Origin of the sequence: Parasphingopyxis algicola, from assembly GCF_013378075.1 — a bacterium.
GTDB lineage: Bacteria > Pseudomonadota > Alphaproteobacteria > Sphingomonadales > Sphingomonadaceae > Parasphingopyxis > Parasphingopyxis algicola.
Genome location: NZ_CP051131.1, coordinates 2476046 through 2491641 on the forward strand (window position 1 = coordinate 2476046; position 15596 = coordinate 2491641).

A 15596-nucleotide genomic window follows, 5' to 3' on the forward strand; every position below is an offset into this window, starting at 1 on the left:
ACCCCCACCCAACCCTCCCCCACCAAGGGGGAGGGCTTAGACGCGTCGTTTATCGAAGACGAATGCGTTTTCGGACGTCGTGGGGCGCGAGCCGATCGATTGGGCTTTGTCGCGGGGGAGAGTTGATGTGCTTGTGGAGGCAGATTCTTCTGTTAGAGTAGCTAGCGAGCAAAAAAAGGGGATGCAATGCGACGCTTTATAATCGCTAGCCTGGCTGTAGTTCTTTCTACTCTAATTTCCGCTTGTTCTAGTTTAGACTTTCGGGGTGTAACCGTCACTTCTTCAAATGCGCAGCAATTCTATTACGTATCCACGCAAATATACAATTCGAGGGGTGAAACTGAGGCTGAAAGACAAAGTTCAGTGGAAGCTTCGACCAGATTTGGCCCATACCGGGTGGGCGACACTGTCCCCTACCGGACTGGTGCGCAGTACATTTTCGTCCCTCGATGTGACGGCAATCACCATTGGAATAACGAGGTGAGAACTATTCCCTCTCAAGCCTTATCCATTAATATTGACTGTTGACATGAGCAATATCGAAAGAACAGCCTCAGCCATTACTGCCGCAGCTGCGCTCGCCGCCATGGCACCTGGAGTAGCAATGCTGCTCGACATCGTCGAAATTCCACCGTCCGCTGCACAGCTTACGAAAGCACTATCTCTTGCCGTCGGCGTTGTAGCAGTGTTCACGATTATGATATTGCGACGATCCGTCGAGCGCATTGGGGACAGAACAACGCTTATTGTCTGTACCGTGTCCCTGATACTAGGGATCATTCTTGCAATAAGTTATTACCAAGTATCTGGCCGCATGATAGTTGATTTTGTCGCGTTTGGTGAAGAGCAACGCGTAATCCTTCCCTTATCACCGAGTGACGACCTTCAGTCCTATGAAGCCGATTTTGGTTCTTACCCAGAAGCGCTCGTGAACCCCATCGTCGGCCAGGAGGTGAGAGAAAAAATCGAGCAGGAAAATGGCTCCACAGTGCCTGCCTTGATTTTTCTCGTCTTGATGGCGCAAATTTCGCTTCTGATTGCGATCGTCGTTGCTGCTTTGAAGTTTTTGTCTTCGAATCGTGAAGCAGAAGCAGAGGCACCATAGGCATTAGGAGCTTGCGGGTTGGGTTCTCTTCTCACCCCGCCCGATCTCTTTCGCCAAATCCCGACAATAGGTCCCGAAATCGACCTGGATCGTGTGGCGCTTGGACGCGTAGAAATGGGACAGATGGATTTTCTCGTCCTCGACGATCACGCGTTCCATCTCCGCTGCGTCCGGGAGGGCGTAGTCGCCGGTGAGCGCCGCTGCGACCAGCTTGCTCTGCTGCTCCGCCAAATTCACGAGTGTCGGCAGCGGCTGCGCCAGCCCGAGGAAGAACAGGTTTTCGAAGCCCGGCTTCACCATGCGCTTGTAGAGCGGATAGGCGTTGCCCTGGGGCTGGAGTTCGGGGTCGGTGAAGAACGGAAAGCTGATCTTGTAGCCGGTGGCCCAGATGATTGCGTCGAGCTGTTCGCGGGTTCCGTCGGCGAAGATCACGCCGTCGCCGTCCAGCTTCTGAATCGCGCCCTTGGGGATCACATCGCCGCAGCCGACGCGCGCGAGAAATTCCTCCGAGACGGTCGGATGGCCTTCGAGCGGTTCATGGTCGGGCTTGGGGAGGCCGTAATCCTCCATCTTCCCGATGCGCTTCTTGATGAGCCGCTGGGCGATCTTGCGGCCGATTTTCGCGGGCATCCATGCGGGTAGCACCGCCTTGTCCGCCGGCTGGCCGTTGGCATATTTGCTCAATACCCAGACGCCGCGTCGCATGGATATGAAGAGCTTCTCCGCGATCGGCTTTTGCGACAGCTCGGACGCAATATCCATCGCCGAATTGCCGCCGCCGACCACCATCACGCACTTGCCCCGGAAATCGTAGGGCTCGAACGGATCGCCATAACTGTGGCTATGCATCTGGTGGCCGTGGAATTCGCCCGGATAGTCGGGCGTGCGCGGGTCCCAGTGATGCCCGTTGGCGACGATCAGCGCGTCGTAATCGCGGCTCTCGCCGGTCGAGAGGGTGATGCGCCATGTCCCGTCGGCTTGCCGCTCGGCCGTTTCGACGCGTGTGTCGAAAGTGATCGCGTCGCGCAGCCCGAAATGGTCGACATAGTCGTGGAAGTACTGAAGCATCTGCGCATGGTGCGGGAAATCGGGCCAGTCCTTCGGCACCGGATAATCTTCGAACGCGAGCCGGTATTTCGAGGTGTCGATATGGAGGCTCTGGTAACAGGCCGACATGCCGTTGGGATTCTTGTAATACCAGTTGCCGCCGATATCGTCCGACGCCTCGAACTGATCGTAGGTAAGGCCATGATCCTTCAGCCGCTTGGCCATGGTAAAGCCCGAACAGCCCGCGCCGATGATGCAGATGGAGGGGCTGGGCATTTCGGTGTCGGGCATGGGCGGGTTGCACTTTCCTTGTCAGAAACTTCCGATCGGAAGTTCGCCGCACCGGCCCGCACCCCCACCCCGCCTCCCACAGGGTAAACGTATTGGGAGGCGGGGTGGGGGTGCGGGCCGGTGCGGCGCTTGAGCGTAGCGAAAGTCTGACGAACACAAAAGGTCAGCCCTTCAACAGTGAGCAGGTGAAAACTGCTCCCGGCAGTTTTCAACCGAGCCTGGAGGGCTCGGCGAACCGCACACCAGGACTAACGGATTTTGCGTGGAACCCGCCGGTATTCACCGTCCCTCGGAATACGAAAGCGGATGCCCCTTTCGACAGAAAGTGTCATTGCGAGGAGCCGCAAGGCGACGCGGCAATCCAGAGCCGAGCACGAAACGCCCTGGATTGCCGCGTCGCCCCGAAGCAAGTTCGGGCCTCCTCGCAATGACGGCGCTCACCACCCCTCGGTCCCCGGCGCGCCCTTGATGGGGCCCTTGATGCTGTCCGTCACCCAGCCCGCATAGAGGCCGCCGGGTTGCGGGCGGACGCGTTCGCCGTTCAGGTAACAGGCGAGTTTTGCCGGGTAGAAGCCGAACCAGCCTGCGATCCGCGAAAAGCCGCGATCGAGATCGTCGAACGGATCGGGATAGGCGAAAGCCGCATGGCGGACGGTTTCGCCCGGGCCGATCAGATCGAAATGCACGGCCGCGCCCTTCCATTCGCAGATAGTGATATGATCGGTCGGGACGAGCCAGTCGGTGCGGACATCTTCGGGTGGGAGATAGTGGACGGGCGCGCCCGCGGTTTCGACCATATTGAGCGCGCGGCTGCTGTTCGCCAGCACGCCGTCGGCGCAAAGTATCTCGATCTCGCCCACGGTCTCGCGGACGGTGGGCGGGCGCGGATAGTCCCAGACCGATTCCTCGCCGGGGCCGGCGGGTTCGATCGCTCCGGGGCGCCGGCCGTTGTCCCAGCCCGCGCGGTGCGGGATCGCGCGGCGCAGCAGCGCCTGTTTGTCGGGCAGCGGCGGGAGGTTATCCATCGGCCGGCGCCGCCTCGCCGATCACGATATTCTCCTGCGCGAAGAAAAGACACGATCGCGCGAAATCGATAAAGCGCGCCTCGTCCTCGGCGAGGATCGCGCCATGTCTGCGCCCCGCTTCGGTCTGCGTCGCGGCGATCAGCGCGTCTTCGCTGTCATACCAGAGCTCGGCGACGCCGTCATAATCGGTCCGGTCCAGCCCGCGCCCCTCGCGCACGACCGCGTCGATCGCGGTCGCCACGGTGTGCGACTGGACATAGCGGCGGATGCCGAGCGCGTCTGCCGCGGCGCGGACGAGCGGCGCATGGGTCTCGCGCCAATAGGACTGGAAATCTTCGCGCGACAGCTCCGCGCGGCGGACGAGGCAATAGGTGAGCTTGAGCATGGGTGCGAGCCTAGCGGCTAGTGCGCGTGGTCGCCATGGGGCCCGTAGGAGAATTCGCCGATCACGAGGCTGGCGATTTCAAAGGCCCAGCGCCCGGCGATGATCCGCTCGCCGACCGGCACCGCGCTCGAGGGGACGCTGCCATAGCCGCCATTGCCGTTGCGGTCGGCCAGCGCGTCGAAATAGAGGATCTCGCCGGTGCCGTTTTCCATCTCGAGCCAGGTTTCGCCGGCATCGGTGTAGAGCACGGCGCGGACTTCGCCGGGCGCGAGCGGCGTCGCCAGCGCCTCCTCGCCGCGATGCCGGACGAGCAGCAGCTGGTGCGAATAGCCCTCACCGAAGCCGAAGACGACGCCCTCGCCCGGCGCGAGCGCGATCGAATCGACTTCCATATCGGGATCGGTGACTTCCTGCCCCGCCGCGGCGGCGAGCGGCACGACCGCGCAGGCGATGGCGATCAGGATCGGTATCAGGCGCATCGGCATCTCCCCCCGGATCGGCTTCAACGACGCGCAGGAGGATAGCAGAAACGCCCGGTCATGTCTGCGGCCCCGGTTACACGAGCGAGACGCGAAGCCATTGGCTATCCGCTTCGCTTTCGTGCACAGCGGAGGGCGATGGACTCGCCTTCCCGTTCCGACGCGCCGCCGATGGGCCTGCTCGCCCGGTTCGCGCACCGCATCCTGATCTTCATCTACCGCCGCCACGGTTTCACCGCTATCGGCACGCCGCCCGATACGCGCCGCTTCGTCATCATCGCCGTACCGCACACCAGCAACTGGGATTTCCCCAACTATGTCGGGCTGACCGACGAGCTCGGCCTGCGCACCCATTTCATGGCGAAGGACACGCTGTTCAAATGGCCGATCGGGCGCTTCATGCGGCAGGTCGGCGGCGTGCCGGTCGAGCGCTCCGCCAATCGCGACATGGTCCAGCAGATGGTCGACGAGTTCGCCCGGCGCGACGAGTTCGTGCTGACCGTCGCGCCCGAAGGGACGCGGCAGAAGGTCGCGGGCTGGCGCACGGGCTTCTACCGGATCGCCCATGGCGCGGGCGTGCCGATCGTCTGCGGCTTCATGGACTATGAGCGGAGGCGCGCCGGGATCGGCCCGGTCATCATGCCCACCGGCGATTATGCGGCGGACATGGCCCCGGCCTTCGCTTTCTATGCGGACATGCTCGGCAAGCGCGGAAGCGCCTGATCCCGCCTAGCCGTGCTCGGCGATCCAGGCGAACTCGGCTTCGATCTTCGCATCGGAGTCGGAGATCATCAGTTTCTCGATCTTGCCGCCCATCAGCGGGATCGCGCAGTGCGCTTCCATCGTCGCGTCGCAATGGCATCCCGTGCCGTTCGCGCTCAGCACCGTTTCGCCGCGCATCGCCGCCGGCATGCCGACCGGTTCGACATCGACTTCGGCGGTATAGGGCCCGCCGGGCGCGCCGCGCCAACGCTCGATCTGGCGCACCTTCTGACTGTCGCCGACCGCCGCCTGGAGCGGACCCGAAACATTGACCGGCACCGTGCGATGGATCGTGACGACGGTCGCGCCGTCCTCCTCGGTGACATCGATCTCGATATCGCGGGAGCCAAGTGCCTCGAGCTTCGCGCGGACAAGGTCCGGCCGGGTAAAGGCGGCATAGACGGCATCGACGCTCCGGGCGAAATCATGGCTGTGGCTGCTGCTTTTCATGCGCCGCTCCTACGCCCTCTCATGCGCGCCGCCAACCGTTATCCCCCATCGTCGCCGGTTCGGTCGAAAGTGCATCCAACGCCGTAACGCATTTGAAACATAAAGATTTTTCGGATCGATTTCGGGATTGGCGCGTTGATCCGATACTAGCCGCCCCGAAACCAAATGTGAGGAGTATCATCATGTTCAACGAAAACGTCACCACGCTCAACAATCTGATCGCGACGACGCTCGACAGCGTCGACGGCTATACCAAGGCCGCCGACGATGCGACGAGCGAGCGCTTCGCACAGCTGTTCCGCGAGCGAGCGGCCGAGCGGCTTCAGGTAGCCGACCAGCTCAAGGCGGAGGTCCGTCGCAAAGGCGCCGAGCCCGAAGATGACGGCACGATCCTCGCCGCCGCCCACCGCGCCTTTCTCGGTCTGCGCGATGCCGTTACCGGCACCGATGACGAGGCGATCGTCAAGGAAGTCGAACGCGGCGAAGACCATATCAAGGCGAAGTTCGAAGATGCGCTGCGCGACGACGATCTCGAACCGCAATCGCGCGCCGTGGTCCAGCAATGCTTTACCTCGGTCCAGCAGGGCCATGACCAGATGAGCGCCATCCAGAGCATCATGGACCGGGCCGACTAGCTCGCCCTAGTCTCGATACGCGAAAAGGGCCGGTCTCTCATACCGGCCTTTTTTGTGCGCTCTACACCCCGGCCGCGGTCAGCGCCTGGTCGATATCGGCGATGATGTCGTCGATATGTTCGAGGCCGATCGAGAGGCGGACATAGCCGGGCGACACGCCGGTCGCCATCTGCTCTTCGGCGGCGAGCTGGCTGTGCGTCGTCGAGGCCGGGTGGATGGCGAGGCTGCGCGCGTCGCCGATATTGGCGACATGGTAGAGCAGCTCGAGCGCGTCGATGAACGCCTTTCCGGCCTCCATCCCGCCTTCGAGCTCGAAGCCGAGCAGTCCGCCCAGCCCGCCGATCAGCACCGCCTCGGCGCGCGCCTTCTGCTCGCCTTCCAATAGCGAAGGATGGATAACGCGGGTGACGCCGTCGCGTCCGCCCAGCCAGTCGGCCACTTTCTGAGCGTTTTCGCAATGTCGGGGCATGCGCAGCGCGAGCGTCTCGAGCCCCTGGAGGAACTGGAAGGCGTTCATCGGGCTCATCGCCGCGCCGAGATCGCGCAGCAATACGGTGCGCGCGCGCAGGATGTAGGCGATCGGGCCGAGCGGCGCGGCGGCTTCGGTCCACACCGCGCCATGATAGCTGGCGTCCGGCGTGTTCAGGAGCGGCTGGCGTTCGGCGTGCTCGGCCCAGTCGAAATTGCCGCCGTCGACGATCAGCCCGCCGATCGAGGTGCCGTGGCCGCCGATATATTTGGTCGTCGAATAGACGATGATCGCCGCGCCATGATCGAAGGGCCGGGCGATCAGCGGCGCGGCCGTATTGTCGACGATCAGCGGGATGCCCATCGGCCGCCCCGCCGCGGCAATATCGGCCATGGGCGCAACGACCAGCTTGGGGTTGGGCAGCGTTTCGACATACCAGGCGCGGGTCTTGTCGTCGCTCGCATCGACAAAGGCCTGCGGATCGGCGGGATCGACGAAGCGCGTCTCGATGCCCAGGTCCTTCAGCGTGTTGGCAAAGAGATTATACGTGCCGCCATAGAGATCGGTGCCGCTGACGATATTGTCGCCCGACCGCGCGAGATTCTGCACCGCATAGGCCGAGGCCGCCTGGCCCGAGGCAACGGCGAGCGCCGCCGCCCCTCCCTCGATCGCGGCCATCCGCTCCTCGAGAATCGCCGTCGTCGGATTGCCGATGCGCGTGTAGATATTGCCGAGCTCCGAAAGCGCAAAGAGATTGGCGGCATGATCGGTGCTGTCGAACTGGTAGCTCGTCGTCTGGAAGATGGGCGGTGCGACCGAACCGGTGCCGGGATCCGCGCGCCAACCGGCGTGCAGCGCGAGCGTTTCGGGGTGGAGCGTCTTGTCGGCCATCGTCATCTCCTCTTGCGTCGCGCCGGTCCTAGCGCAGCCGGGCCGGGGAAACACCCGTCAAAATCACGCAACTTCCGGTCGGTCGCGCGCGTTGACTGGCTGAAACGACACGACAGGAGATATCCGCAATGGCGAACAGCTTTCAGGCCGATCAATATGTCGAATGGGACTGGGGACAGGGTACGGCCAAGGGCCAGATCGCTGAACGGTTCGAGCGCGAGGTGACGCGTACCATCGACGGCACCGAGGTGACCCGCAACGGTTCCGAGGACAATCCCGCTTATCTGATCAGGCAGGAGGATGGCGACCGCGTGCTGAAACTGGGTTCGGAAATCCGCGCCGCCGATTAGGGCGGGCCGTATTCCGGCTTGCGCCCCGCTCAGCTTCCGTTCAACTTGTTGCGAATAAGCGTCGATTCAGCGTTCGGTGCACAGGCGGGGAGACGGGGCGATCAGGAAACCGGGAAAGATCGGCGCTGCGCTGAGCGCGCTCGCGTTGCTTGCGGCCTGCGGCGGCGGAAGCGGCGGAAGCGGGGCGAGTTCCGCGGCGCCGCCGCCCAGCGCCAGTGCGCCGCCCCCGCCGCCTCCCGCGAGCAGCCCCTGCTCGGTCACCGCGCGTCAGCAATGGGCCGAAGCGCAGATCGACGAATGGTATCTGTTCCCCGAGACGCTGCCCGGCAACCGCAGCCCGGCCGGCTTCGCGACGGTCAGCGCCTATATCGACAGTCTCACCGCCACCGCGCGGTCCCAGGGCCGCGACCGCTTCTTCACCTTCCTGACTTCGATCGCCGAGGAGAATGCCTTTTTCGAGCAGGGCGCCAATGCGGGCTTCGGTATCCGGCTCTCATACGACAGCGCGGCCCGGCGCCTGTTCGTGTCCGAGGCGTTCGAAGGCGCGCCGGCGCTGGCCGCGGGCATAGACCGCGGCACCGAGATTCTCGCCATCGGCACGAGCAGCGCCGACCTGCGCACCGTCAGCGAGATCGTTTCCGCGGGCGGTTCGGCGGCGCTGACCGATGCGCTGGGGCCGTCATCGGCGGGCGTGCAGCGGACCCTGCGCGTCAAGGACAGCGCCAACGGTACGCGCACGTTGTCTGTGACCAAGGCCGATTTCGATCTCGATCCCGTGTCGCCGCGCTATGGCGCCCAGGTGATCAAGGACGGCAATCGCGAGATCGGCTATCTGAACCTGCGCACCTTTATCGAGACGGCCGATCCGGCGCTCACCGCCGCGTTCAACGATTTCAAGGCGCGCGGCATTACCGAGTTCATCATCGATTTCCGTTACAATGGCGGCGGGCTGGTCAGCACGGCCGAGCTGATGGGCGATCTCCTCGCGCAGAACCGGATGAACGACGTCTTCGCGCAGCTCACCTACCGCGCGAGCAAATCGGCGTTCAACTCGGTCAAGCGGATCGCGCCCAAGGCGGAATCGGTCGCGCCGACGCGGATCGCCTTTATCGGCACCGGGTCGACGGCCTCGGCGAGCGAGCTCGTCATCAACGCCTTCATCCCGTTCCTCGGGCCGAACCTCGCGCTGGTCGGCAGCGATACGTTCGGCAAGCCGGTCGGCCAGATCGCCGAGGATCGCGCCCAGTGCGACGACCGGCTCCGCATCGTCGCTTTCGCCACGGAAAATTCGGCCGGCAATGCCGATTATTTCGACGGGCTCGCGGGCAGCGTCGAAGCGAGCTGCGCGGCGGGCGACGATGTCGGCTTCCCGCTCGGCGATCCGCGCGAGAACAGCATCGCCCGCGCGCTCGATTTCCTCGCCGGGCGCAGCTGTCAGCCGATCGCCGCGACGAGCAGCGCGACGGACGTCGAGGCCGGCCAGGCCGAACCGCTCCAGCTGCGGCGCCGCACGATGCTGATGCCCGCCCGTCCCAATCCGGCACAGATCAGTTCGCCGGGGATTTTTTGAGGGGCGAAGCGGGGCGGGAACGCGCCGGACGGGTTTGGGCCGACTCGGCCGGGTCATGATATCCTGCGCCCATGTCCGGCGGTCTTGCTCTTGTGCTGTCGGGCGGCGGCGCCAAGGGCGCGTTCCAGGTCGGCGTGCTCGAGGAGCTGATCGTCCATCGCGGCGTGCGTCCCGATATCGTCGTCGGCGTGTCGACCGGCGCGATCCAGGCGCTCGGCACCGCCCAGGACGATGTGCCCGGCATGGTCGATCAATGGCTCGGCATCCGCGGCAATCGCGATATCTATCGCAGGAAGTTCCTCGGCGTGGTCGGCGGGGTTTTCGGCGCGGACTCGCTCTACAACGCCAAGCCCCTGCGCCGGCTGATCGAAGATTTCGCCGATGAGAAGAAACTGCGCGCGAGCGGCATCAATATGCTGCTCGGCGTCGTCAATCTCGGCACCGGCCAGTTCCGCACGATCGACGAGACGGTGCCGGGCATCGCCAACTGGGTCTATGCGAGTTCGGCGATGCCCGTCTTTTTCGAGCCGCTGGTCACCCAGGCGGCCGACGGCACGAAGGAGCAATGGGTCGATGGCGGGGTGCGCGACGTGACGCCGCTCTCGGCCGCGCTGGCGCAGAAGCCGCGCGGCGTGATCGTCGTCCGCGCCTCGCCCAAGCCCGGCGTTGGAGAGCCGCGCATCTTTCCGGACCTGATCCGCATCGGGCTGCGCGCGGTCGACATCCTCCAGTCCGAAGTCTCGATCAACGACACCGCGATCGCGACGCTTATTAACGATCTGATCGCCGCCCGCGAGGCGCAGTTCAAGGAACTGGAGGCGCAGGGCATCGGCGGCGAGGAGGCGGCGGCGATCCTCCGTCCGCTCGACATGCAGATCGCCGATTATTGCTTCGCCCCGATCCGCGTGATCGAGCCCGCCCGAGAGTTTTCCGGCACGCTCGAATTCGATCCGGCCAAGATCCGCGAAGCCATTGCCGCCGGCCGTGCGGCGGTGGAGCGCGAATGGAAAGCGCTTGAACCGCTGATCGGGTGATGCGCTTTCGAGCAATGCGCGGCGGGCGGATGCAGGGAACGACATTGTCAGTTGACGCGCAGCAATGCGGCGCGTGATATCCGTATCAGTAACGATACGGATCGGGGGACAGTCGTCATGGGAGACACCCAAGCGAAGATCGAACGGCAGGGCCGCTGCCTGTGCGGCGCGGTGACGATCACCGCCAAGACGGCCGGGCACGGTGTCGGCAGCTGTCATTGCGCGATGTGCCGCCGCTGGGGGAGCGGGCCGTTCATGGATGTCGATTGCGGCCAGGATGTCCGCATCGAGGGTGAGGAGAATATCACCCGCTACCAGTCCTCCGACTGGGCCGAGCGCGCCTTCTGCAGGAAATGCGGCACGAACCTCTTCTACCGGCTAAAAGAGGCCGATCACCATATCGTGTCGGTCGGGCTGTTCGAGCCGGAGGACGAGATGGCGCTCAAGCTCGAAGTCTTTATCGACGAGAAGCCGGATTTCTATAGCTTTGCCGGAGACGCCCAGAAACTGACCGGGGCGGAGCTGTTCGCGATGATGCAGGGGCAGGACTGACCGGATGACGGCCGATGCGGCCATCCGCGACGACACGGCCGCGATGATGCGCGTCCTCGAGGCGGCCGGCGAGCGGGGCGTCGATATCGTGCCGATCGTGTTCGAGTGCTTCTTCGCCGCCTTTCCCGAGGCCCGCGCGCTCTTCCCCAATCTCGAGGCCGCGGCCGGGCGGATGGTCAACGAAACGCTCGAGGCGATGCTCGGGCTCGCCGAAAACGCCTGGTGGGTCGAGACGACGATCGTCAATTTCGTCGACCTCCACCGCAACTATGGCGCGATTCCGGACGCGCAATGGACGGCCTGGGTGGACATGACGGTCGATGCGCTGGCCGAGGCCGCGGGTGAGGGCCCGGGTGCCGAGGGCGAACGCGCCTGGCGGCGGCAGGCCGAGCGGCTGAAGGCGATGATCGCCGCCGCATAGCCGCGTCCGCCGCCCTGGTCCCTCCGGCCCGCTTGCAAGGGATGCCCGGGCCTGTCAGGTTCGCCGCCGCAAACTCCGGACGAGGACCGAAACGATGAGCGAAGAGACGCTGGAAGGCCGCTGCCTGTGCGGTGCGGTGACGGTGACCGCGACGCCCGCGCGGCCGCATATTGGGGCCTGTCATTGCGCCATGTGCCGCCGCTGGGGCGGGATCGCCTTTGCCGGCGTACAATGCGGCGAGAATGTCGCCTTCACCGGCGAAGAGCATATCGCGCGCTACGCCTCGTCCGCCTGGGCCGAGCGCGGCTTCTGCAAGCGATGCGGCACCAACCTCTTCTATCGCTTCACGCCCGCGAACAATTATTCGCTCACCGCCGGGCTGTTCGACGACACGGGCGCGCTGACCCTGGACGAACAGATCTTCATCGACGAAAAACCGGACTGGTACGATTTCGCGCAGGACACGCCGAAAAAGACCGGGCCCGAGATTATCGCGGAGGCGAAGGCGGCGGGTTTCGAATTCGAGTAGCAGGCGATGCCGCTTCGCCGGTCCGGCGCGGCGGATGCGGCGCGGAAAGTGGCGAAGGTTGCGGGCATAGGGGGGGCTGAGCGCGAAAATCGCCGGAAAACGGGCGTTTCGGGCCGACCCCGTCCCGAACGGCGCAACTTCGAGCCAACTTGCGCCAGCTTGTGCCGCGGGCACGCGGCGATCGGGAGACGGACGCCCGCCCGGGCGTCCCGCGCCGCATGCCGCCCATTGACCCTTTGGAAAGGAAAAAATGGCATGATTCCCGCATCATGCCGCCGGAGATCGCCGCCCTGATCGACAAGCCCTGGCTGCTGGCGATCGTCCTCGGCGCCGGCGCGGTGCTCGGCATCGCGGTCGAGCGGTTCGTCGAAAGCCTGAAACGCGCCGAACGCCGCGCCTATTGGAAGGGGCGCAATTCCGCCAAAAAACGATCCGGCGCTTCTGGTGCGGGCGGGGCGAAGGGCGCGACCGATCTCGCCGCCGACCAGCTGCGCACCGTGATGCAGGCCAGCTTCCGCGCCCGGCCGCTCCTCAACAAGCCCGAGCGGCGGCTGCTCGGCGTGATCGACGCGGCGCTCGCGGCGGAAAACCCGGGCTGGCGCGCGATGGGGCAGGTCAGCCTGGGCGAGATCCTGTCGAGTACGGACAAGGACGCCTATTTCGCGATCAACTCGAAGCGCGTCGACCTCTTGATCGTAGACGCCGACTGCCAGCCGCTCCACGCCGTCGAGTTCCAGGGCGCGGGCCATCACACGGGCAAAACCGCCGCCGCGCGCGACGCGGTGAAGAAGGAAGCCCTGCGCCGCGCCGGGATCGGCTATGTCGAAGTCGTCAAGGGCGACACGCCCGCCGAGGTGCGCGAGATGGTGCGGAAGCTTGTGGGGCGGGTGGCGAGCGGGGCGGGGTGATTGGGTGGAAGGTGAGGCGGTCAGGCGGCCTTCGGCGCCGGCGCTCCCCGCAGCAATCCTTCGGCGGACAGGTCTTCGTCGATATCGGGCCAATGGATGCCATAGCCGCCGCCCGCAATCTCCCAGTGCGCGCGCTGATCGGGCGAGGCATCGAACAACCGCGGATACCAGGCGAGCGGCACCGCGATCGTGCGCCCGTCCTTGAGATCGACGATCAGCCGGTCTTCGTCGAAGCGCACGTCATGGATGCGCTCATCCGTCTTGAGAGCCGAAATAGCCATGCCATGCTTTTAGCAGGCTTTCGCGATTGTCGCGAACGATATCGAACAGCGCGGCCAGCTCCCTGGCGTTGAAGCCGAAATTGCGGGCGATCGCCGGATCGTCCAGCCACACCTTCGCGCTCGCCCCGCCCTTGTCGGCATGCACATGCGGCGGCTCGTTGGGCTCGTGGCTGTAGAAATAGAGGCGATAGCCGGACTGGCGGAGCACGGTGGGCATGGGCGAGCCATGCCACATTCGCTCGGTAAAGTCGCTTGGGAACGAAGGCCGATTTTCCAAATGACGAGCACTTAGGCTGGCGCGCGATGGGGCAGGTGTCGCTGGGCGAGATCCTGTCGAGCCCGGACGACGACGCCTATTTCGCGATCAATTCGAAGCGCGTCGACCTGCTGATCGTCGACGCCGACTGCCGCCCGCTCCACGCCGTCGAATTCCAGGGCGCGGGCCACCACACGGGCAAGAGCGCCGCCGCGCGCGACGCGGTGAAGAAGGAAGCCCTGCGCCGCGCCGGGATCGGCTATGTCGAGGTTGTGAAGGGCGACACGCCGGCCGAGGTGCGGGAGATGGTGCGGAAACTGGCGGGTCGGGTGAGGAGTGGGGCGTAGAAATGGAGCGGGGCGCGTCATGCGCTGAGCGGATCATCGACGCTCCTACGTTGCAAGGAATTTGGATGATGGCACCAGTGACCCCTTCCAACGTTTATGATACTTGCTTTGAAGTGGGCACCGAATATTCAAGATTAAAGGCCGTCTGGAATCAGGAAAACATACCTGTCATTTTGCGACGTGGCCTAAAAGGCCAACGCCTGCGGCTAAGATTACCGTATGCTAAGTCTAACTATTCTTGGCTAAGAAATGAACGGCGGACAAAGCCAGATTGGAAGCCCAGCGAGAGATACTGGGAAATTCCAAAAGCTTGGTTTAATGATTTTGTCGACCGTGCGCTCGAATGCTACGGACGCGTTTATGTCATTCAACCCTATCGGGAGCAGGAGATTTGCGCTCCAGCTTGTATGAACGCGACTGGGCATGAATGTCAGTGCTCTTGCATGGGAGCCAACCACGGCGTTGGCAATAATGGTAGCTGGTTTGAGGTTTCTGAGACGTTTGCCACGCGCTGGGGTTCACAAGAAGTAGCGTGCAGGCTTTTAACGGCGACTAACTGAAAGAACACGACGCAAGCAGCGCACATGTTGAAGGGATAGGAATGCCGAAAGGACCATCTCTTACCGATGAAGAAAAGCGCATTGTCAAAGCTCTAAGTGATTCCGACGAGCGGAATCAGGACATCCACGTGCTGATAAATATCGGCCGAACCCCGACAGTGAATTTTGGCAGGCTAAGTGGGATTGCCGATTGGGACATAGAGCCTGCTTCTGAAGACGAAGTTGCAAAGTTTCGATTTGAGAAATCTCTGACCGATCTCCGAACGGGTCTATCGCCATTCACTGATGAGCGACTTGTGCGGTCGCGCGAGGCTATGCTTCTTGCAGTGCAACTTTTCAACAACCCGCTTTTGAATTTTAAGGTCGAAGTATTTGCCGTTCTAGCGAACATTGCTTGGACGTATTTGCTCCACGAATTTTATGTCCGAAAAGGCGTTCAGATCGAGGACGAGCAGGGCCACTCTCTGCTGTTGAGTCAAATGATCGCGCGGGACGATTGCCCGTTAAAGCCCGATGTAATCAAGAATCTGGGTGCCATGAAAATACTGCGTGATGAAGTTGAGCACAAGGTCCTCGGCTCTTTAGGCCGTTCTTTTTATACGCTTTTTCAATCTAACTGCCTGAACTTCGAAGTCGCCATCTGTGAACTTTTTGGAGAACAGTTATCGCTGGGTGACCAGCTGACGTACTCTTTGCAGTTCTCAAAACTCGCGATCGAGCAAATCGAGGTTTTGCAGAAATACGATATAAACCCTGCGATCCAAGCGATCGATGAGAAGATCAGCGGTGAGTTGGGCCTTACAGGAAAAGAAGGCGCGGGGTATCAGTTCAAAGTATCGTATTCGCTGCAAAAGTCGCCGAAAGGCGGTGCCAATTTCGTCTTCACTACAACGAATCCGCAATCGGCCAATACCCATAACGTTGTCATGGAAAAGGTTCCGGCGGACGAACTGTGGCCTTACAAGCCGAGGGCCGTTATTGACCTTGTTAGAGAGGCGACCGGGTCAGACTTCAATGGCCACCACCACACTTTAGCTTGGAAAAAAACCGGTGTACGACCTCCGCACAAATCCGACAAACCAAAATCGACCAAAAAGGAATTTTGCACCTTCCATACGGCGCATGGCGACTACACCTATTCGCAGGCGTGGGTTGACCTTCTGATCCAAATTGCAGGTGATCAAGACGAATTCAACAAACTCAAGGCCTACAAACCGAAACAATAGGTTGTCCGATTCGGCGAGTTTAC

Annotated in this window: 21 protein-coding genes; 13 read left to right on the forward strand and 8 right to left on the reverse strand. The window is 62.9% G+C overall.

Features of this window, described 5'->3' with window-relative positions; genetic code table 11:
* Positions 1-529: 529 nt before the first annotated feature.
* Positions 530-1105: a hypothetical protein gene (locus HFP57_RS12280; RefSeq protein WP_176870034.1), complete on the forward strand. Its 576-nt coding sequence runs from the start codon at positions 530-532 to the stop codon at positions 1103-1105.
* A 3-nt stretch (positions 1106-1108) separates the two neighbouring features.
* On the opposite strand, the gene HFP57_RS12285 is transcribed toward HFP57_RS12280, so the two are convergent.
* From HFP57_RS12285 to HFP57_RS12300, 4 genes are all read right to left on the reverse strand, one after another.
* Entirely contained in the window at positions 1109-2443 is a 1335-nt protein-coding gene (locus HFP57_RS12285; protein ID WP_246263152.1) for a flavin-containing monooxygenase, read from the reverse strand.
* A gap of 437 nt (positions 2444-2880) precedes the next feature.
* A complete protein-coding gene (locus HFP57_RS12290; RefSeq protein ID WP_176870035.1) occupies positions 2881-3468 on the reverse strand; it encodes a DUF427 domain-containing protein in 588 nt (195 codons plus the stop codon).
* Positions 3461-3853: an EthD domain-containing protein gene (locus tag HFP57_RS12295; RefSeq protein ID WP_176870036.1), complete on the reverse strand. Its 393-nt coding sequence runs from the start codon at positions 3851-3853 to the stop codon at positions 3461-3463. The genes HFP57_RS12290 and HFP57_RS12295 overlap by 8 nt, the downstream gene beginning before the upstream one ends.
* A 17-nt stretch (positions 3854-3870) precedes the next feature.
* Positions 3871-4332, reverse strand: coding sequence for a hypothetical protein (locus HFP57_RS12300; RefSeq protein ID WP_176870037.1), 462 nt, complete (start codon positions 4330-4332; stop codon positions 3871-3873).
* Between the two features lie 138 nt (positions 4333-4470).
* On the opposite strand from HFP57_RS12300, the gene HFP57_RS12305 reads away from it, so the two are divergent.
* Complete coding sequence (locus tag HFP57_RS12305) at positions 4471-5055, forward strand: lysophospholipid acyltransferase family protein (protein ID WP_246263153.1); 585 nt, start codon at positions 4471-4473, stop codon at positions 5053-5055.
* Between the two features lie 6 nt (positions 5056-5061).
* On the opposite strand, the gene HFP57_RS12310 is transcribed toward HFP57_RS12305, so the two are convergent.
* Positions 5062-5544: a DUF2505 domain-containing protein gene (locus HFP57_RS12310; RefSeq protein WP_176870038.1), complete on the reverse strand. Its 483-nt coding sequence runs from the start codon at positions 5542-5544 to the stop codon at positions 5062-5064.
* A gap of 182 nt (positions 5545-5726) precedes the next feature.
* Between HFP57_RS12310 and HFP57_RS12315 the strand changes: the two genes are divergently transcribed.
* Positions 5727-6179 carry a ferritin-like domain-containing protein gene (locus HFP57_RS12315; RefSeq protein WP_176870039.1) on the forward strand — a complete coding sequence of 151 codons (453 nt, stop codon included), beginning with the start codon at positions 5727-5729 and terminating at the stop codon, positions 6177-6179.
* A gap of 61 nt (positions 6180-6240) precedes the next feature.
* Here HFP57_RS12315 and HFP57_RS12320 read toward each other — a convergent pair whose 3' ends face one another.
* Positions 6241-7539, reverse strand: coding sequence for an O-acetylhomoserine aminocarboxypropyltransferase/cysteine synthase family protein (locus HFP57_RS12320; protein WP_176870040.1), 1299 nt, complete (start codon positions 7537-7539; stop codon positions 6241-6243).
* A 128-nt stretch (positions 7540-7667) separates the two neighbouring features.
* Between HFP57_RS12320 and HFP57_RS12325 the strand changes: the two genes are divergently transcribed.
* The 7 genes from HFP57_RS12325 (at position 7668) to HFP57_RS12355 (ending at position 12903) form a co-directional block, all read left to right on the forward strand.
* Positions 7668-7889: a hypervirulence associated TUDOR domain-containing protein gene (locus HFP57_RS12325; protein ID WP_176870041.1), complete on the forward strand. Its 222-nt coding sequence runs from the start codon at positions 7668-7670 to the stop codon at positions 7887-7889.
* 76 nt (positions 7890-7965) lie between these two features.
* The gene (locus tag HFP57_RS12330) at positions 7966-9459 is read left to right on the forward strand and encodes a S41 family peptidase (RefSeq protein ID WP_246263154.1); all 1494 of its coding nucleotides are present in this window, start codon (positions 7966-7968) and stop codon (positions 9457-9459) included.
* Between the two features lie 71 nt (positions 9460-9530).
* Positions 9531-10493 carry a patatin-like phospholipase family protein gene (locus HFP57_RS12335; protein WP_176870042.1) on the forward strand — a complete coding sequence of 321 codons (963 nt, stop codon included), beginning with the start codon at positions 9531-9533 and terminating at the stop codon, positions 10491-10493.
* A gap of 117 nt (positions 10494-10610) precedes the next feature.
* Positions 10611-11045 (forward strand): GFA family protein, encoded by a 435-nt coding sequence (locus HFP57_RS12340; protein WP_176870043.1) that lies wholly within the window; start codon positions 10611-10613, stop codon positions 11043-11045.
* A gap of 4 nt (positions 11046-11049) precedes the next feature.
* Positions 11050-11466 (forward strand): globin, encoded by a 417-nt coding sequence (locus tag HFP57_RS12345; RefSeq protein ID WP_176870044.1) that lies wholly within the window; start codon positions 11050-11052, stop codon positions 11464-11466.
* A 94-nt stretch (positions 11467-11560) separates the two neighbouring features.
* A complete protein-coding gene (locus HFP57_RS12350; RefSeq protein ID WP_176870045.1) occupies positions 11561-11995 on the forward strand; it encodes a GFA family protein in 435 nt (144 codons plus the stop codon).
* A gap of 269 nt (positions 11996-12264) precedes the next feature.
* Positions 12265-12903 carry a DUF2726 domain-containing protein gene (locus HFP57_RS12355; RefSeq protein ID WP_176870046.1) on the forward strand — a complete coding sequence of 213 codons (639 nt, stop codon included), beginning with the start codon at positions 12265-12267 and terminating at the stop codon, positions 12901-12903.
* 20 nt (positions 12904-12923) lie between these two features.
* On the opposite strand, the gene HFP57_RS12360 is transcribed toward HFP57_RS12355, so the two are convergent.
* Together HFP57_RS12360 and HFP57_RS12365 are read right to left on the reverse strand one after the other, a co-directional pair.
* Complete coding sequence (locus HFP57_RS12360) at positions 12924-13184, reverse strand: DUF2442 domain-containing protein (RefSeq protein WP_176870047.1); 261 nt, start codon at positions 13182-13184, stop codon at positions 12924-12926.
* The gene (locus tag HFP57_RS12365; RefSeq protein WP_176870048.1) at positions 13156-13401 is read right to left on the reverse strand and encodes a DUF4160 domain-containing protein; all 246 of its coding nucleotides are present in this window, start codon (positions 13399-13401) and stop codon (positions 13156-13158) included. Before HFP57_RS12365 ends, HFP57_RS12360 begins: the two co-directional genes overlap by 29 nt.
* 35 nt (positions 13402-13436) lie before the next feature.
* On the opposite strand from HFP57_RS12365, the gene HFP57_RS12370 reads away from it, so the two are divergent.
* From HFP57_RS12370 to HFP57_RS12380, 3 genes are all read left to right on the forward strand, one after another.
* Entirely contained in the window at positions 13437-13787 is a 351-nt protein-coding gene (locus HFP57_RS12370; protein ID WP_246263155.1) for a DUF2726 domain-containing protein, read from the forward strand.
* Between the two features lie 68 nt (positions 13788-13855).
* Positions 13856-14347: a hypothetical protein gene (locus HFP57_RS12375; protein ID WP_218135018.1), complete on the forward strand. Its 492-nt coding sequence runs from the start codon at positions 13856-13858 to the stop codon at positions 14345-14347.
* A 41-nt stretch (positions 14348-14388) separates the two neighbouring features.
* A complete protein-coding gene (locus HFP57_RS12380; RefSeq protein ID WP_176870049.1) occupies positions 14389-15573 on the forward strand; it encodes a DUF3644 domain-containing protein in 1185 nt (394 codons plus the stop codon).
* Positions 15574-15596 lie beyond the last annotated feature (23 nt).

Coding starts and splice junctions, on each gene's coding strand:
- HFP57_RS12290 (WP_176870035.1), bottom strand. CDS start 3,468: ATGGATAACCTCCCGCCGCTGCCCGACAAACAGGCGCTGCTGCGCCGC.
- HFP57_RS12350 (WP_176870045.1), top strand. CDS start 11,561: ATGAGCGAAGAGACGCTGGAAGGCCGCTGCCTGTGCGGTGCGGTGACG.
- HFP57_RS12375 (WP_218135018.1), top strand. CDS start 13,856: ATGGCACCAGTGACCCCTTCCAACGTTTATGATACTTGCTTTGAAGTG.
- HFP57_RS12355 (WP_176870046.1), top strand. CDS start 12,265: ATGCCGCCGGAGATCGCCGCCCTGATCGACAAGCCCTGGCTGCTGGCG.
- HFP57_RS12365 (WP_176870048.1), bottom strand. CDS start 13,401: ATGCCCACCGTGCTCCGCCAGTCCGGCTATCGCCTCTATTTCTACAGC.
- HFP57_RS12320 (WP_176870040.1), bottom strand. CDS start 7,539: ATGGCCGACAAGACGCTCCACCCCGAAACGCTCGCGCTGCACGCCGGT.
- HFP57_RS12340 (WP_176870043.1), top strand. CDS start 10,611: ATGGGAGACACCCAAGCGAAGATCGAACGGCAGGGCCGCTGCCTGTGC.
- HFP57_RS12285 (WP_246263152.1), bottom strand. CDS start 2,443: ATGCCCGACACCGAAATGCCCAGCCCCTCCATCTGCATCATCGGCGCG.
- HFP57_RS12345 (WP_176870044.1), top strand. CDS start 11,050: ATGACGGCCGATGCGGCCATCCGCGACGACACGGCCGCGATGATGCGC.
- HFP57_RS12335 (WP_176870042.1), top strand. CDS start 9,531: ATGTCCGGCGGTCTTGCTCTTGTGCTGTCGGGCGGCGGCGCCAAGGGC.
- HFP57_RS12300 (WP_176870037.1), bottom strand. CDS start 4,332: ATGCGCCTGATACCGATCCTGATCGCCATCGCCTGCGCGGTCGTGCCG.
- HFP57_RS12325 (WP_176870041.1), top strand. CDS start 7,668: ATGGCGAACAGCTTTCAGGCCGATCAATATGTCGAATGGGACTGGGGA.
- HFP57_RS12315 (WP_176870039.1), top strand. CDS start 5,727: ATGTTCAACGAAAACGTCACCACGCTCAACAATCTGATCGCGACGACG.
- HFP57_RS12310 (WP_176870038.1), bottom strand. CDS start 5,544: ATGAAAAGCAGCAGCCACAGCCATGATTTCGCCCGGAGCGTCGATGCC.
- HFP57_RS12295 (WP_176870036.1), bottom strand. CDS start 3,853: ATGCTCAAGCTCACCTATTGCCTCGTCCGCCGCGCGGAGCTGTCGCGC.
- HFP57_RS12280 (WP_176870034.1), top strand. CDS start 530: ATGAGCAATATCGAAAGAACAGCCTCAGCCATTACTGCCGCAGCTGCG.
- HFP57_RS12380 (WP_176870049.1), top strand. CDS start 14,389: ATGCCGAAAGGACCATCTCTTACCGATGAAGAAAAGCGCATTGTCAAA.
- HFP57_RS12360 (WP_176870047.1), bottom strand. CDS start 13,184: ATGGCTATTTCGGCTCTCAAGACGGATGAGCGCATCCATGACGTGCGC.
- HFP57_RS12305 (WP_246263153.1), top strand. CDS start 4,471: ATGGACTCGCCTTCCCGTTCCGACGCGCCGCCGATGGGCCTGCTCGCC.